This is a genomic window from Yoonia sp. I 8.24, assembly GCF_022096995.1.
GTDB lineage: Bacteria > Pseudomonadota > Alphaproteobacteria > Rhodobacterales > Rhodobacteraceae > Yoonia.
In genome coordinates this window covers 367,548-382,667 of record NZ_JACXGQ010000003.1, presented here as the reverse complement: position 1 = coordinate 382,667, position 15,120 = coordinate 367,548, and the positions used below count along the sequence as shown (strand labels likewise).

Annotated in this window: 15 protein-coding genes; 3 read left to right on the top strand and 12 right to left on the bottom strand. The window is 53.5% G+C overall.

The features are described 5' to 3' along the window. Positions 1 to 150: 150 nt before the first annotated feature. Both Yoon_RS07665 and Yoon_RS07660 read right to left on the bottom strand, forming a co-directional pair. The gene (locus Yoon_RS07665; RefSeq protein ID WP_238111541.1) at positions 151 to 474 is read right to left on the bottom strand and encodes a hypothetical protein; all 324 of its coding nucleotides are present in this window, start codon (positions 472 to 474) and stop codon (positions 151 to 153) included. A gap of 534 nt (positions 475 to 1,008) precedes the next feature. Next, positions 1,009 to 2,487: a helix-turn-helix domain-containing protein gene (locus Yoon_RS07660; RefSeq protein ID WP_238111539.1), complete on the bottom strand. Its 1,479-nt coding sequence runs from the start codon at positions 2,485 to 2,487 to the stop codon at positions 1,009 to 1,011. A 673-nt stretch (positions 2,488 to 3,160) separates the two neighbouring features. On the opposite strand from Yoon_RS07660, the gene Yoon_RS07655 reads away from it, so the two are divergent. Beyond that, entirely contained in the window at positions 3,161 to 4,129 is a 969-nt protein-coding gene (locus Yoon_RS07655; protein WP_238111538.1) for a glycosyltransferase family A protein, read from the top strand. On the opposite strand, the gene Yoon_RS07650 is transcribed toward Yoon_RS07655, so the two are convergent. Continuing rightward, on the bottom strand, positions 4,126 to 5,130 hold the full coding sequence (locus Yoon_RS07650; protein ID WP_238111537.1) for a hypothetical protein: 1,005 nt from the start codon (positions 5,128 to 5,130) through the stop codon (positions 4,126 to 4,128). The genes Yoon_RS07655 and Yoon_RS07650 overlap by 4 nt on opposite strands. Positions 5,131 to 5,438: 308 nt before the next feature. On the opposite strand from Yoon_RS07650, the gene Yoon_RS07645 reads away from it, so the two are divergent. Beyond that, a complete protein-coding gene (locus tag Yoon_RS07645; RefSeq protein WP_238111536.1) occupies positions 5,439 to 6,491 on the top strand; it encodes a hypothetical protein in 1,053 nt (350 codons plus the stop codon). Positions 6,492 to 6,605: 114 nt separating this feature from the next. Further along, positions 6,606 to 6,956 carry a RidA family protein gene (locus Yoon_RS07640; RefSeq protein WP_238111535.1) on the top strand — a complete coding sequence of 117 codons (351 nt, stop codon included), beginning with the start codon at positions 6,606 to 6,608 and terminating at the stop codon, positions 6,954 to 6,956. A 22-nt stretch (positions 6,957 to 6,978) separates the two neighbouring features. Here the strand turns inward: Yoon_RS07640 and Yoon_RS07635 are convergent, their stop codons facing one another. The 9 genes from Yoon_RS07635 to Yoon_RS07595 all read right to left on the bottom strand — a co-directional run bounded on the left by Yoon_RS07635 (position 6,979) and on the right by Yoon_RS07595 (position 15,111). Further along, on the bottom strand, positions 6,979 to 7,437 hold the full coding sequence (locus Yoon_RS07635) for a prepilin peptidase (RefSeq protein ID WP_238111534.1): 459 nt from the start codon (positions 7,435 to 7,437) through the stop codon (positions 6,979 to 6,981). Positions 7,438 to 7,473: 36 nt separating this feature from the next. Next, the gene (pgi, locus tag Yoon_RS07630; RefSeq protein ID WP_238111533.1) at positions 7,474 to 9,072 is read right to left on the bottom strand and encodes a glucose-6-phosphate isomerase; all 1,599 of its coding nucleotides are present in this window, start codon (positions 9,070 to 9,072) and stop codon (positions 7,474 to 7,476) included. A 1-nt stretch (position 9,073) separates the two neighbouring features. Then, positions 9,074 to 9,745 carry a 6-phosphogluconolactonase gene (pgl, locus tag Yoon_RS07625; RefSeq protein WP_238111531.1) on the bottom strand — a complete coding sequence of 224 codons (672 nt, stop codon included), beginning with the start codon at positions 9,743 to 9,745 and terminating at the stop codon, positions 9,074 to 9,076. A gap of 48 nt (positions 9,746 to 9,793) precedes the next feature. Continuing rightward, complete coding sequence (zwf, locus tag Yoon_RS07620; RefSeq protein ID WP_238111529.1) at positions 9,794 to 11,248, bottom strand: glucose-6-phosphate dehydrogenase; 1,455 nt, start codon at positions 11,246 to 11,248, stop codon at positions 9,794 to 9,796. 87 nt (positions 11,249 to 11,335) lie between these two features. Continuing rightward, positions 11,336 to 11,923 (bottom strand): HNH endonuclease, encoded by a 588-nt coding sequence (locus Yoon_RS07615; RefSeq protein WP_113775931.1) that lies wholly within the window; start codon positions 11,921 to 11,923, stop codon positions 11,336 to 11,338. Positions 11,924 to 12,057: 134 nt separating this feature from the next. Then, positions 12,058 to 12,726, bottom strand: a complete 669-nt coding sequence (locus Yoon_RS07610; protein WP_238111527.1) for an alpha/beta hydrolase — start codon at positions 12,724 to 12,726, stop codon at positions 12,058 to 12,060. After that, positions 12,723 to 13,352 carry a DNA-3-methyladenine glycosylase gene (locus tag Yoon_RS07605; protein WP_238111525.1) on the bottom strand — a complete coding sequence of 210 codons (630 nt, stop codon included), beginning with the start codon at positions 13,350 to 13,352 and terminating at the stop codon, positions 12,723 to 12,725. The genes Yoon_RS07610 and Yoon_RS07605 overlap by 4 nt, the downstream gene beginning before the upstream one ends. After that, positions 13,349 to 14,071, bottom strand: a complete 723-nt coding sequence (locus Yoon_RS07600) for a cobalt-precorrin-6A reductase (RefSeq protein ID WP_238111524.1) — start codon at positions 14,069 to 14,071, stop codon at positions 13,349 to 13,351. The genes Yoon_RS07605 and Yoon_RS07600 overlap by 4 nt, the downstream gene beginning before the upstream one ends. Continuing rightward, the gene (locus Yoon_RS07595) at positions 14,068 to 15,111 is read right to left on the bottom strand and encodes a cobalt-precorrin-5B (C(1))-methyltransferase (RefSeq protein WP_238111523.1); all 1,044 of its coding nucleotides are present in this window, start codon (positions 15,109 to 15,111) and stop codon (positions 14,068 to 14,070) included. The genes Yoon_RS07600 and Yoon_RS07595 overlap by 4 nt, the downstream gene beginning before the upstream one ends. Between the last annotated feature and the right edge of the window lie 9 nt (positions 15,112 to 15,120).

The window sequence follows — 15,120 nt, the reverse complement described above, 5'->3', positions numbered from 1 at the left end:
TCAGGCGGGCCGGTTAGGCAAGGGCTTTAGTAGTCGGGTATTTGTTGAGCAGCTTTAATGGCGGCTATGCGGGACTGTTCAGACCTTTGCTGCAAGTGCGCCAATGTCCGGCTCAGCGAACCATTCAAAAACGGTGGCTTTTGGAGTCCTTTACCTAAAAAACCAAGCAACCGCTCCAAAAGCAGCAAAGATAAGAAAATAGGCGGCGAAAAATCTTTCGGGACCAACGGTTGCCGCGATGGCGAACTCCAAAAGTGATTGTAGGAAAAGAAAAAATGCCAAAATGGAAACAAGTAATGAAGCCCACCGAACTTTATTCCAAGCTCCATCGCTCACAGGTGGAAAATCGCTTCCGCCCCACACAAAAATTCCACAACTAATGGAAAAGAGTAAGATAGAAAAAAGAAGTCCTTCAAATGAAATTTTGGTCTCTTCTCTTCTCTCCTTTTTTCTATAGTTAGGAAAAATCTTCAACTATCGCTCCCAATCTCAATAAGTCAGCACGCTAATAAAGTATTTACACTGCATACTATTTTTCATAAACCCTCGTTTTTGGAATGGCTGAGGAACGGTCGATTTTCGGCTGCCAAAAAAACCCGTTCAAAACTCAATCAGTTGTTGAAGATTTCTGGCTGTCTCGCAACAGCGGACATCCATTGACCTTGCAGCATCCGACACTTTGGGCTCATTGCTGCCATTCTCCGCGTCGCAGCGCAGTTCTGGCGCCCAGATGGCTGCTTTGCGGACAAAGCCGCCGCTCCCATCGCAGGGAACTGTGAAGGCAGTGTATACCAAATCCGAGTTCGTGTTTTACGCAATGACAGCTCCGTCATGAGCCCCAAGCATTTGGACGATTATTCTTGAGAGTAGCCATTCATCAGGCGATGACGGCTGTGGCCAGCGCCAATGGCGGCGAAGCTCCGATAGAAGGCTGGGGTGTTCCCAGCTTCCTAATTCCACCTCCTGCCGGAATGGTTGCTTCAGAAAAGCTAGGTTCGACTAGTTGCACTAGTATTGCCTGTCTTTCTGCAAATGAGAAAGTAACGTATGCGCATCCGGAATCATGCCTTCAAGCCTGTTTGCAATCGCCTCCTTACCGTGCTCACGAATAGTATCAGCTCCACTTCTTAATTGTCCCAAAGCACGGATGGCAGCAGCGGAATCATCGGTACGCTCAGCTAACTCGAACATTGCAACAGCTTGTTGGCACTGCATGATGGCGCGATTAACGGGTTTCGTGTCAACCAGTTCGCCTTCGAGAAATATGTTGAAAGCAGCGATCACTTCCTTCAGTCTCTTTAACCCGCCACTTTTCTCTCCAAGTTCCCAGAGTGATAACCCGAGCTGCTTGTGTTGTTGCGTCCACATAATTCTTTGCTCGCCCAGTGTCCTTTTTTCAAGAGCTTCGCAGAACGCAGCCGCCACCTCTTCCAACCCCTCTATACCTTTCTCTCGCTCTCCGAGTTCGTAGAGGGTGAAGTTTAGGCTCATTTGACGACTTGACCATAAAAGTACATCAACATCACGATCAGTTTCACTTAGTGCAAAACGAAAAACGACAAGTGCTTCCTCCAACCTTTGAAGATTGTTTTCTCGGTACGCGAGCCTTCTGAGGCCATCACCTAAGTAATCTAGGCAACGGCCTTTGATGCGCCGGTCATAGCTGAAACGGTCCATCATACGCCGCATAAGTGCATTCGAGACTTCGATGTCGAAGTTCGAGCCACTTCTCAATGCGCGCATAGACCACCCCATGTAAGTACAATTCAAATGATGGTAAGTATCATCTGGCTCTGGAGCCTTCAAAGACAGTATTTTCATTTGATAGTCGGCGGCAACACTTACATTTCTCATAATAATGGCTTGATTTATGCCTTTGTAATAAAGGTTAATTAAACCGGTTTTTGCGCGTGCCTCCTCTTCGACTAGCAACGCCGCTGCGGTTTCGAGGTTCCCCGCGTCGTTCAATGCATCGATTCGAGTTATGATAGCATTCACTGCATCATCGAGGTTGGTAAGGAGTTTCCCATTCTCTCGGTCTTTTGCGGCAACCTCTAGTGCGCGACCCAGTCCCTCATAAGCATCATCGAAGTCATGTGGGCTTCCCTTAGCGTATTTCTTAGCAAGTGCGATCAGCATCCCTTCCTTAATTTTGAACTTCTGAGCCTGCGAAGAGAAGATTTCAACAAGCTTTTCAGTGTCTGCGTGTATTTCGCGGACCATCGAGTTGGTGTCTTCGCCGACCTCAACCGCCTCAACCCAGCGTAGGGAGGCCGGGATATTCTCAACTTCGAGGGAGAGGGCTTGCGCGACTTTTCTGACAGTGTCGCGTGTGAGATTCGGGATCTTGCCGTTTTCTATTAGTGAAATCATGCCTTTGCGCTCGGGGTTGCCGAACGCCTCAGCGGCTAATTTCTCTCCTGACCAATTCAGAGTGTTGCGGCGCTGTCGTACCACTTGGCCGAACGCCCTGGCGTCATCAGACATGATTGTCTCCAAGAGTTATCGACCTCGGTAACTTAATTGAAACGACCGTCCGAGGTACGTCTGGCACAACTCTAACCATCGATATCGTTAATTCAACCGCCAGGCCTGGTTCAACATCCTAAGGAGAAAAAGATGTTCGAGCTACAACTACTGAAAGCTGCAATGAGATTTGTCCTAAACGCTCTTTTCGCGCATCGTGTGCTTTACGCCGGGTTGGCCATTTGCCACGCGTCAGGCTGCCTCGTCACGGAGAAACCCGAGCTATATGGTCCCATGGCGGTCTTGTACGGAATACTATCCCTGCGCAGATAAGCGACGTGGATGGCAAATAGGGCCATTGCATAGAACTAAGGCGTATGGCGATACGAGATCGCCATACGCCCAATGATTCAAGGCGATCACCCGGGCAAACACAGCGAAAAAGCGCTTCATTTGCGCTATGAAAATCCGCATGTCGTACGATTTCTTACGCGCAGCGAATGTCTCCTCTGAGGGGTCGCACCGTAGCAACAGGTGACTGTGGCTGGTGACTGAAATGGGGCCTATTGCTAAGGCCGCACAAGTTGGTTCCCGGTGAGCATGTTTTCGCGTAGTCAACACCAATGAAGTTTTTACGATTCTAGGGCGATCAGTTAGGCTCTAAACTGCGACATATTTTAGGGGGCTTCGATTAATGACAGACGTATTAGTTGTTGGCGCAATTACACGGGCGCGGCCTGAAATGTTTCGGCGTTTGCTCGCCTCTTTCGCCGCGATGAAGCGGCCAGAAGGTATCGAGATTGTCTTTGTTTTTGCCGAAAACGCTGAGGCTCTCAGTATTGAACATGACGCCGAAACCTTACGTGATGCGACGGGATGCCAGTGTGAACTACTAATTGAGCCACGGCTGGGCATTCCTTTTGCACGCAACGCCGTTCTTAGTCACGCAGTAGAACGAGACGCGAAGTATCTCGTTTTCGTCGATGACGATGAATGGGTTTCCGAAGACTGGCTTGTGAATCTGTACAAAGGCTTCGCAGTGTCAGGCGACAACCTTGCAACTGGGCCGATCTCGCCCCAGTATATCGAAGACCAAAAACTTAGTTGGGTTCAGCGGCGACTGATTCAAGGTGTCACTGAATGGTATGCGCGCGCAAGGACCAAAAACTGTCGGAATGTCGCACGCGGCGAAAGCCATAGAATTGGGGCTGCTACCAACAACTGGATATGTGATCTGGATTTCGTGCGGCGCACCGGCTTACGATTTGACGACGACATCGGGCTTGGGGGCGGATCTGACACAGCTTTCTGGCGTGATTTACAGAAACTGGGTGGATCCAGCACGTGGATCGACGATGCGCTCGTGTTCGACACGGTTCCCATTTCGCGATTAAGCATGTCCTATCAGTTTAAAAGAGGGCGGGATCAAACCGCAGCAGAATGGCTGCGGCGCAAACGAGGCGGCGGCTTGACCATGTTTTTGCGGTCCCTCCCCTTCATCACAAACAAAGCAACTGTCGGCACATTTCAATCCGTCTACGGTTTAATCATACCAGGTCCGCATCTTACATTTGGTCTGCGCAAACTTGGTGCGGCCTTCGGGCGCGTGTCAGCCGTTAGCGGGCGCTATGGCGCCCACTACGAAAAGCTACACGGAAGCTAGGAAGACACCTTCGCTATCTCTAATAGTTCGTTATAGCTCTCTTTTTCGTCACCTAAGTTTGCGGTCACAGCCGATATGAACTGCGCGCTCGCGGCCACGATTTGAAACATAAGGCCGATAAACAGCACAGGCAAAAATTGCCAAACCTTCGCGTATTGCGGCGCTACTTTGACAAAGCGGTGCAAGAACGAAAACGACATCGCAAAATAACTGCGCAATGCCCGCAGCACCCGTGTTGAACGCCGCCGCCCTGCAATTGCATTTGAGACATCGCGATCAGCGCCAAGGAGCTTGGCACGTTTCATCAGATCCCCAAATGTATCGTATTGCTTATGGTCGGCCACGGCTTCGGACACGTGCAGCACGCGCGCATTCGCGCCTTTGAGCCGCTTGATCCAAGGTCCGCCACTGGTCCGCGATCCGTCCAACCGCGGCACAGGCACGGCCTCAATTACGCTCCGCCGAATGGCAAAATTATTTGCAAAGAACCGATCGGCCATCTTTTTTTGCAGTGGATCGCCCGCATATGGTGTCGCAAAAAACCAAGCGATTGCAGAGGTGATGGGGATGGTTCCCTTTTCCATCTTCGCGCGCGTAGCTCCGCGACACATGTCGGCCTCATCTCGCAAGATCGGCCCTGTCAGCGCCTCAATCCAGCCCTGAACAAAATCGCAGTCGCTATCACCGTAAAGAAGTATTTCCGCCTGCGAATGCTGTGCCGCAAGCCCCTTCTTTTCATAATATTTGGCTTGAGGGGTAAAGAGCAATCGCACGGGAAGATCTGCCCCCTGAAGGCTGGGACAAGATGCGATATCTTCCCTTAGGTCGCTTTCCAAGACGTCCTCATCAAACACCAGCAAAATTTCAGCTGAAAGATTTGACGTTTTTCCAAATTCGATCAAACGCTTACCGATACCGTCCAGAAAGTGTCGTGCAGCTTCTCGTTCCAATGCGTTGGCGTTTTCCCATTCAACGATGCAGGTTAGGTGTGGGTTTTCCAATGTTCTTTCCTATTATAATATTTAACTTGGCAAATTGATCTGCAGAAATTCTAAAAAATTAGACACTCTAAAGCCAGTTGGCGAGCAAAATCATCAAAGGAAATGTATTTATTTAAGAGGCCTCTCGAAAAAACAACGTAAGGCAGTGAAGGAGTGATGACTACCTTACTCTTAGTAGTAACTCTTAGCTAGAGCAGACTATTGATCACGTTTTCGCGCTCATCGCATCCACTTGACTTCGCACTGGTGAACGAGGTCTCAATACGCCATCTACACCGCAAGAAGCATTCCAAAAGGTCAACGCGCTAATGAAAGCCCAAGAACTCCTCATACATCTGGGACACCACAAAACGGGCACAACAACACTGCAAAAGGTGTTGACACAATCGCGCGCTGCCATGATGGAAAAAGGCATCTATTTTCCAGACATTTATCCGCATTCTGGCAATGGGATTATCCTAGGATACCATCTGCTAGATGATAAAACGGATGACGCCGTGCGTTCCGATTGGTTGAAGATAACATTGGCACAGGCGCAAAAGAAGTCACAAGCTGAGTGGACAAAAGTCTTAGACACGGTCGAGAGAAAACCTCCCCAAACGGTTTTGCTAAGCAGTGAATTTTTTTTCAGCCTCATCGGACAGGACACAGTACAGCGCTTCGAGCGTCTCACAAACAATGTTGCACAAACCAAGACGGCAATTGCCTACTTACGCGCGCCAGATACCTACTTCTTGTCTGCGTTTCAGCAGAGCCTCAAAAAGGTCAGAACGGTGCAGCAGATGTCGCGCACGCGCATACGCGACGCGCTTGAGCCACTTTACAATAACTGGTCCGGCACAATTCGCCTGCATGTTTTTGACCGGTCAGCGATGATCGACGGTGACATCGTGACAGATTTTGCAAGCAAGCACCTCCCAAATTTAGATCAAAACGACCTAACCCGTGCGGAAAGCACCGCAAATACAAGCCTATCTGCCGAAGCGATGTCCCTACTTTATGATTGCAACCAAGGCCGTCTGAATCAGACCGTCCCCCCGCAAGACCTCATTAACCAAATCATGAAGGCCGACAGCAAATTTGATCAACCAACCAAGCCAAGACTTCGCCCCGGCATAGCGCAGACGCTGATCAACTGGTCGGCCCCGGACCTTTTTTGGTTGCGCGATACAAAGGATATCACCTTTCCTAGCGTAGATTACGATACGATCAAATCGGACCAGTCCACGGATTTAATTCACTTTGACCCAGTAGAGCAGTTTTGTGAGGTCAATGCAGATCGCAAAGCCGCCCTTTATGCGCGCGCTGAAAAACGCGCCAAACTGCCTAAAACCGTGCAGCGCTGGCTTGCAAACTGGTGATCGGCCTCGTCTACCAAGTGACAGGGGGCAATGGGTTAAGCCTCGTGAATGAACTTGGCCTGGGCAGAGTTTTTGCGTAGAAAATCATGAACTCATGCATAAGGAAAATGACGCATGCCACAGATTACGCGCAAACACACAAACGCCCGGATGAGCCAATTGGTGATCCACAATGGGATTGCTTATCTCGCCGGTCAGGTCGGGATTGCCGGGGCGTCAGTCACCGATCAAACCAACGATATTCTTGCAAAAATCGATGCGCTCTTGGCCGAAGCAGGAACTGACAAGACCAACCTGCTGACCGCACAGATTTGGGTCTCTGATATCGCCAGCGAATTTGCAGACATGAACGCCGCATGGGATGCTTGGGTGCCTGAAGGGCACGCGCCGGCGCGCTGGACCGGCGAGGCAAAGCTGGCCACGCCTGACTACAACGTCGAAATTATCGTGACGGCCGCGATCTAACGTAGGGTGGATCTTGATCCACCTAAGCGTAGAACATACCCAACAGGCCTGCCGCAGCGATCGGCAGGCTCATCGGCAGAATTTGGCGTGCAAGAATAGCCCATTTGCTATCTTCTGAACCAATGGCCTTGCGGGTCCAAATGATGATTGGGAACAACACAAAAACCGCGCCCAAAAACCCGACCACCGCAATCCACCCGTTTGATGTCGGGATAAGCAGCGCCGTGCCTGCAAGCAATTTGACCGCGCCTGCGCCCATACCGCCCACGGCAAAAAGCCCAATCCCCAACACAAAAACGATAGCCCCCTGTGCCAACTGCCATCCATAGGCCGATGGGTCGCCAGAGGTCGCAATCTGCACGATAAACAAGACAACAGGTAACAACGTCAGCCAATTGGGCATCCGTGCCGTCCGAATATCGATACAAAGTGCGAGGATCAGCACAGCGGCCATCGCATAGGGGATATATTGGGCAATCATCGCATCGCTTTCTAGTTGGTCAGTCAGGGTTTTGCGCTAAACGCCGTTACTTTGCAAGAACCCGACAAGCGCCGCCGTTGATCCGTCTTTATTGTCCGCTGACTGCGCCCCTTCGACAACAGGCTGTAGCGCAGTGGCCAGCTCTTTGCCCAATTCAACCCCCCATTGGTCGTAGGAATTGAGCCCAAGCACAACGCCTTCGACAAACACACGATGTTCATAAAGGGCGATGATCTGGCCCAGCATAAATGGATCAAGCTGCGGATAGGCAATCGTCACCGAGGGGCGATTGCCCGCAAACACACGGTGCTTTGCTTGACGCTCTAATTCAGCCCCGGTGAATTTATCAGCGACTTTGCTGCGCGCCTCATCCAGATCACGCCCGCGCATCAATGCTTCGGATTGTGCCAGACAATTGGCCACCAAGAGCTGATGCTGGTGGTGCAACCCGTCATTATGCCCACGCGCCGCCACAAGGAATTCGCAAGGGATCACCCGCGTCCCTTGGTGGATCAACTGGTAAAACGCGTGCTGCCCGTTTGTGCCTGGCTCACCCCAGACAACAGGGCCAGAATTCACGGTCAGATCAGCACCATCCATGCTGACGCCCTTGCCGTTGCTTTCCATCTCAAGCTGTTGAAGATAGGCTGGTAACCGACTGAGAAGATTATCATAAGGCAGCACTGCGCGGGTCGCATAACCGCAAATTTGGTTGTGCCAAATGCCAACAAGTGCGAGCAACGCAGGCAGGTTGTCTTCCCATTTCGCCGTTTTGAAATGCACGTCCATCGCCTGCCCGCCACGCAAGAACGCACGGAATGCATCTGGCCCGATCGCGATCATCAGTGACAGGCCAATCGGCCCCCACATCGAATAGCGGCCACCGACCCAGTCTTCAAAACCAAAGACCCGCTCTGGCGTAATGCCAAAATCCGCAGTTTTGTCAGCAGCCGTCGACAGCGCCGCGAACTGCGCGCCCGTATCTGTAACCGTTTGCCCCATCCACGCCTGCGCGGTGCGTGCGTTGGTCATGGTTTCAATCGTGGTAAAGGTCTTTGAAGCGACAATCACCAACGTCGTTTCAGGGTCGCAGGCTTGCATTGCCGCCGCAATATCCGCCGGATCAACGTTGCTCACGAAATGGCAACGCGGACCGTCGTGAAACGGGGCCAGCGCCTTGACCGCCATCGCCGGACCAAGATCAGAGCCCCCAATACCGATATTAATCACATCGGTGATCTGGCCACCCTGCCCGGCAAAGCTGCCATCACGCACGGCATTTGCAAATGCAGACATCCGGTCAAGCGTGTCCAAAATACCGGGCATCACATCCGCGCCATCGACAAACACCGGATTACCATCAAGGTTACGCAACGCAGTGTGCAGTACGGCGCGCCCTTCGGTTTCATTGATCGCAGCACCGGCAAACATCGCATCGCGCTTTTGTGCGACGTCCGTCTGGTCCAGCAAATCAATCAGTAATGCGCGCCCGTCGGCATCGATATTCGTTTTGGCGTAATCAAACAGCATATCGCCGGCCCGCGCCGAAAACGCGTCCGCCCGCGCGGCATCGACAAGCGTTTCAAAACGGCGATCCGCGACCTGTGCGTGATGTTCTTTGAGTTTATCCCACATGCTATTTCTCCGCCCAATGGACGGTTGCGCCGTTGAGAATAGCCGCGACTGGGGCGTCTTCGGGGCGACAGGTCTGTGCACGTTCAAACGCTGCGCGTTTTTCGGGGCCGACAATGACAATATGACGGTTGATCGCCGCGTTAATCACCTTTGCCGAAAGTGTGATGCGCGGCTCTGGCGCGCCCGGGGCACGCATCGCGACCAAACGATCATCGCCGGTAATCGCCAGATCAAGCTGATCCGCACCGGGAAAAATAGACGCAGTATGCATATCTGCGCCCATGCCAAGCAAACAGACCGACAGCGGCAACGCAGGGTCAAGGTCCGCCGCCAGTTCAGGCAGCTTTTCTTCGGGCGTCGGCGCATCGCCATACAGCGGCATGTAGCGCGCGGCAGCAGCCCGGTTGACTAACAAACGGTGTCGCAAAAGACGCGTGTTCGAGCGGTCGGATGTTTCCGGCACCCAGCGTTCATCGGTCAGCATCACATGCACCCGCGCCCAGTCTAGATCAACGGCACAAAGGCTATCAAATATTGGACCGGGCGTTGTGCCTCCGGGCACCGCAAGCGACGCCGTATCATGGGTAAGCAACGTGTTCTTTAGCTCACCCGCGAGGGTATCCGCCAAATTCATCATCATCATTTCCGCGTCGGGATATTCAAGCAATTTCATTTGGGATCGCCTTTTTTATGTCTTGTATGTTGAGTAAAGTTCAAGGGTTTAGGCCTTGATTTCACGCCACTTTCTACCGTCACGGTGCAACATAGCCAGCGCATCTTCGGGCCCGTTCGACCCGGCATCGTAATGCTTTGGCACATCATTGCGGGCTTCCCAGCCGTTGATCAGCGGGTCAGTCCACCCCCAAGCCGCTTCAACCTCATCACCGCGCATAAACAGTGTTTGGTTGCCGCGGATCACATCCATGATCAGACGCTCATAGGCATCCGGGACTTCTTCGACATCAGGACCAAGCGCATCGGCAAATGTCATATCCAGCGGCACATCGACCAAACGCATCCCGCCCGGACCGGGTTCCTTGATGGTCACTTGTAAATCCATGCCTTCATTGGGCTGTAACCTGATCGACAGGATATTGCGGTGCCGGGCTTCGTCACCTTCAAAGATCGTATGCCCAAGATCCTTGAAATAAACGGTGATTTCAGATGATCGCGCCTTCATCCGCTTCCCGGTCCGCAGATAGAACGGCACCCCGGCCCACCGCCAGTTCGCGATTTCACATTTCATCGCGATAAAGCTTTCGGTGAAAGAACGCGGGTTTTCAGCGTCTTCACGGTAGCTTGGCCCATCAGGGCCTGCATCATATTGCCCCCGCACGATATGATGGGGCTTTACGGGCTGTAACGCACGAATAACTTTTAGTTTTTCGTCGCGAACTTCGTCTGCGCCATACTGGTTTGGCGGCTCCATCGCGATAAGGCAAAGCAGTTGCATCAAGTGGTTTTGCACCATATCGCGCATCGCGCCCGACTTATCATAATAAGCCCCGCGCCCACCGATCCCGACCGTTTCGGCGACCGTAATTTGGATATGATCGACGTAGTGATTGTTCCAAAGCGGTTCAAACAGCATATTACCAAAGCGCACAGCCATGAGGTTCTGAACAGTTTCTTTGCCCAGATAGTGGTCAATGCGGTAAATTTGGCTTTCGTCAAAGTGCGCGGCCAACGTTTCATTCAACGCCCGCGCCGTTGCAAGATCACGACCGAAGGGTTTTTCGACAACGATACGGCTGGATGCATTGGCGATTTTGTGAGTATGAAGCCGTTCCGCCAGATCCCCAAACAGCGATGGCGCAACCGAAAAATAGAAGGCTTGCACAACGTCTTGACGCACCATCGCGGCTAGCTGCGCCCAGCCACCGTCACCTTTTGCATCGATTGCAACATAGTCAAGCGTGGCAATGAACGCCTCTAAGCCCTTGATGTCATTCTTTTCTTCACCACCAAATTCGGCAACGGCATCCGTAATCATTTGGCGATATCCGGCACCGTCGATATCCGACCGTGCCGCACCAATGATCCGCGATCCTTCGGGCATCTGTCCAGATCGAAACCTGCGGAACAACCCCGGTAAAATTTTACGGCGAGCCAAATCACCCGTCCCGCCAAAAATGACCAGATCAAATGTTTCGACAGGAATGACGCGAGAAACCATTGCTTACTCCGCTTTTTGCTTGGGTACGTTAGCGCTAACGCGAACTATCTAACCCGCACTGCTGTGCAAGTCTAGCACCAGATCGCGCTAAGCTTCTAGTTCCGCATCCCAATACAAGAAATCAACCCAGCTTTCATGCAAATGGTTTGGCGGAAATTTACGTCCGATACTATGCAGCTGATCTGTCACCGGTTGGCGTGGCGGTTTGCGCAGGCTCATCCCGGATTGGCGCAATGATTTGGACCCTTTGCGCAGATTACACGGCGAACACGCCGCCACCACGTTTTCCCAGCTTGTCACCCCGCCTGCGGCACGCGGCACAACGTGATCAAAGGTCAATTCGCCCTTCGCCCCGCAATATTGGCAGCAAAATGAATCCCGCAAAAACAGGTTAAATCGTGTGAATGCCACTTTTTTCTGTGGTTTCACAAAATCCTTCAGCACTACAACGGATGGGATTTTGATCTGGGTGGTCGGGCTACGCACATAGGCGTCATATTCACTGACAATATCCACCCGGTCGAGCCAAGCCGCCTTGATCGCATCCTGCCAGGGCCACAGCGACAGCGGGTAGTAGGACAAAGGCCGGTAATCCGCGTTCAACACCAAAGCCGGATACTGTTTTAACGCGGCCGGGGCGCGGGTAAAATCGGTTCGAAAATCTGCCTGCGTCATATCTTACATCCCACATCGCGAAATGCGGGCGCCAGATAGAACTGGCGTTCCCGCAGTCTTCTTAAGTAAAGACTATATATCGCGTCAGAAATGTGACAAGCCCCAGCATATTCCAAATATTAGGCAGTTTAGGGTTAACTCATCCCCAAACGGTCACGCATAAACGCCAAAGCCACTTGCAATCCGTCAGGCGCGATTCCGTGGCCTGTGCCCTTCATGATATGGGCGTAGACTTCTTTCCAGCCAGCGCCTTGCAATGTTTCGGCGGCCTGCGGCAGCGATTGCGGCGGAACGACATCATCCTCATCGCCGTGGATCAACAGCACCGCGGGACGGCATTGGACCTCGTCTACCAAGGATTCGGGTTCCAGCAGGCGTCCTGAAAAGGCGACAATCCCCGCAACCGGATCTTCGCGGCGCGGCACTACATGCAAAGCCATCATAGTCCCTTGTGAAAAACCCAAGACAACAACCTGTTCAGGTAGCAAGTCTTCGTCGACCATCACCCCATCAAGAAACGCGTCTAAATCAGCGGCAGCCCGATCTAGCCCGGCGCGGCTTTCTTCTTCGGATGATCCATCAATCCAAGGGATTGGGAACCATTGGAACCCCATCGGGGCCCCTGCGCAATCTTCGGGCGCATCAGGTGCGATAAACAGCGTGTCGGGCATATGTTCGCCCAGCGGGTCTGCCAGACCAATCAGATCGGCCGCATTTGCGCCGTACCCGTGCAAAAACACCACGCAAGACCGCGTTTCGCCCGATAATGGTTCGCGCCGCTGCGCCTCGAGTGCCCGTGTCATCTGATACCTTCTCGTTGTTTGTTTTGCTTGTAGTAGGCCCACATGATCCGCGCCGCAACCGATTGCCACGGCGACCAATCTTGGGCCATTGCGCGCAGCGCCCGTTCTTTGGGGCGTTCATCTAGATCGAAAATCAATTTTGCCGCCTCTTGCAACGCCAAATCCCCCGGTGCGAAAACGTCAGCACGCCCGAGCGAAAACATCGCGTAAATCTCGGCGGTCCACGCGCCGATACCAGACACGGCGGTCAGCGTTTTCATCACCTGATCCGACGGCATGTCGCGCAATGCCTCAAAATCGATCCCAGCCCCGGCCAAGGCTTTGGCGTATTTCGCTTTTTGACGGCTCAACCCCAATGCGCGCAAGGATTCATCGGACGCCTGCCTGACGGCATCTGCCGTCACCATGCCCGCGTCTTGCAAACGCCCCCAAATCGCGTTGGCCGAGGCCACGCTGACTTGCTGGCTGACAATCGCGCTGAGCAATTCGGCAAACCCATCGGGCTTGCGCCGCAACGGCAAGGGCGGCAAGCCCTGCATCGCAACACCAAAGCGCGGTTCATGTGCGCAAAGCCAAGCCGCACCTTCTGCCACACAATCAAGCGTTTCGATCACCCGTTCCGTCATTGGTCGCGCACCCAATCAAGGGCTGCATCAACGCTTTCAACGATCGGCCAATCGCCGCGCTTCGGACGTGTAATCATCAGAACTGGGATAGAGAGATGCTTGGCAGCCGTTAGTTTTGTACGGCTCGCCGCACCGCCCGCGTTTTTCACGACCAAATGAGTCACCCCAAGGGCGGAAAACAGCTGCATTTCATCTTCGGTGGAAAACGGCGGGCGCCCAACAAGGAACCGCCCCCCCGCAAAGGGAAACGGGCCGTTGGGCGGATCAATTTGTCGGCAGATGACCTCGCGCCCCGTCAGGTTTGCAAAACGGTCGAGCGTTTGTCGCCCCGTCCCCAAAAACACAACAGCACCAAGCGGGATATGCTGCGCGGCATCTTCTTCGCATGCGATTTCGGTCCAGATGTCACCGAATTCTGCTGCCCAACCGGGGCGCAGCATTTGCAGATAGGGCAGCTTCAATTGTGCACATATACGGGCCGTGCGCTGCGTGATCCGGTCTGCGAAAGGATGCGTTGCGTCCAAAACTGCGGTGATGTTTTCACTGCGCAAATAGTCGCGAAATCCATCGTCCCCGCCAAACCCGCCGATCCGTGTCGACAGTGGCAAAGGATCAGGCGTGCGCGTCGCCCCGGCCAGTGAAATCACCGCATCTGTGCCTTGCAACGCCTGCGCAATGCGGCGTGCGTCACCCGTGCCACCAAGAATAAGAACCGTCATGTCTGTGCCTGTCCGATGATATGCCCGGCCCGGTCAATCACAACCGTATCGATCAAAGACTGATCCCCGACAACGGCTTGCGCTGCGATACGGGCCTCCTGCGCGATCCGTTGCGCCAAAGGCGCGCCTGCAATCGTATAGGCTTCGAGCGCGGTATTTGCATTGCTGACTGACGGGTCGCCTGCCCATTCAGCCAGCTTCGCAAAATCAACCTGCGTGCGCGAGGAATGCAAATCAACCGCGCCCTGCGCCAGCTTGGCCATCTTGCCAATGCCGCCGCCAATTGTGACTCGCGCAACGGGGTGTTTGCGCAGATACTTCAGCATCCCCCCCGCAAAATCACCCATATCAAGCATGGCATGATCGGGCAGATTAAACAGGGTCTGGACCGTCTTTTCCGAGGTCGCCCCGGTGCACCCTGCCACATGGGTCAACCCATCCGCACGGGACACATCAACGCCGCGATGGATCGACGCGATCCAAGCTGCGCAAGAAAACGGACGCACGACCCCAGTTGTACCCAAAATCGACAGCCCGCCGACAATCCCCAAGCGCGGGTTCCATGTCTTTTGCGCAATTGCTTCGCCATCGGGGATGGAGACTTCGATCTTCACATCAGGGCTTTGGTCATATTCAGCGGCTATTTCAGCAACGACATCGCGCATCATCTGACGCGGGACAGGGTTGATGGCAGGTTCACCGACCCCAATCGGCAAACCCGGTTTGGTCACGGTCCCAACGCCCGCGCCCGCGACAAACTGAACGCCCTGCCCGGCCCGTACTGTCACGATAATGAGCGCCCCATGCGTCACATCAGGATCGTCGCCTGCGTCTTTGGTGATACCAACCCGCGCCCAACCTCGCCCGGATTCTGCCAAAGCCAGCGGAAAAACAGGCGCTTCGCCTTTTGGCAATGTGATCGACACGGCATCCGGAAACGCCCCGCCCCAAAGCTGGATCAACGCGGCCTTTGTCGCGGCCGTCGCACAAGCGCCTGTGGTCCAACCACGGCGTAAATCCCCGGTTGGTTTACGTGTCATCACCATGAC

What these genes read in the sequence shown, in the direction of transcription:
- Yoon_RS07615 (WP_113775931.1), bottom strand. Translation starts at nt 11,923, where the DNA reads ATGACGCAGGCAGATTTTCGAACCGATTTTACCCGCGCCCCGGCCGCG.
- Yoon_RS07640 (WP_238111535.1), top strand. Translation starts at nt 6,606, where the DNA reads ATGCCACAGATTACGCGCAAACACACAAACGCCCGGATGAGCCAATTG.
- Yoon_RS07655 (WP_238111538.1), top strand. Translation starts at nt 3,161, where the DNA reads ATGACAGACGTATTAGTTGTTGGCGCAATTACACGGGCGCGGCCTGAA.
- pgl (WP_238111531.1), bottom strand. Translation starts at nt 9,745, where the DNA reads ATGAAATTGCTTGAATATCCCGACGCGGAAATGATGATGATGAATTTG.
- Yoon_RS07600 (WP_238111524.1), bottom strand. Translation starts at nt 14,071, where the DNA reads ATGACGGTTCTTATTCTTGGTGGCACGGGTGACGCACGCCGCATTGCG.
- Yoon_RS07595 (WP_238111523.1), bottom strand. Translation starts at nt 15,111, where the DNA reads ATGACACGTAAACCAACCGGGGATTTACGCCGTGGTTGGACCACAGGC.
- Yoon_RS07660 (WP_238111539.1), bottom strand. Translation starts at nt 2,487, where the DNA reads ATGTCTGATGACGCCAGGGCGTTCGGCCAAGTGGTACGACAGCGCCGC.
- zwf (WP_238111529.1), bottom strand. Translation starts at nt 11,248, where the DNA reads ATGGTTTCTCGCGTCATTCCTGTCGAAACATTTGATCTGGTCATTTTT.
- Yoon_RS07635 (WP_238111534.1), bottom strand. Translation starts at nt 7,437, where the DNA reads ATGATTGCCCAATATATCCCCTATGCGATGGCCGCTGTGCTGATCCTC.
- Yoon_RS07605 (WP_238111525.1), bottom strand. Translation starts at nt 13,352, where the DNA reads ATGACGGAACGGGTGATCGAAACGCTTGATTGTGTGGCAGAAGGTGCG.
- pgi (WP_238111533.1), bottom strand. Translation starts at nt 9,072, where the DNA reads ATGTGGGATAAACTCAAAGAACATCACGCACAGGTCGCGGATCGCCGT.
- Yoon_RS07645 (WP_238111536.1), top strand. Translation starts at nt 5,439, where the DNA reads ATGAAAGCCCAAGAACTCCTCATACATCTGGGACACCACAAAACGGGC.
- Yoon_RS07610 (WP_238111527.1), bottom strand. Translation starts at nt 12,726, where the DNA reads ATGACACGGGCACTCGAGGCGCAGCGGCGCGAACCATTATCGGGCGAA.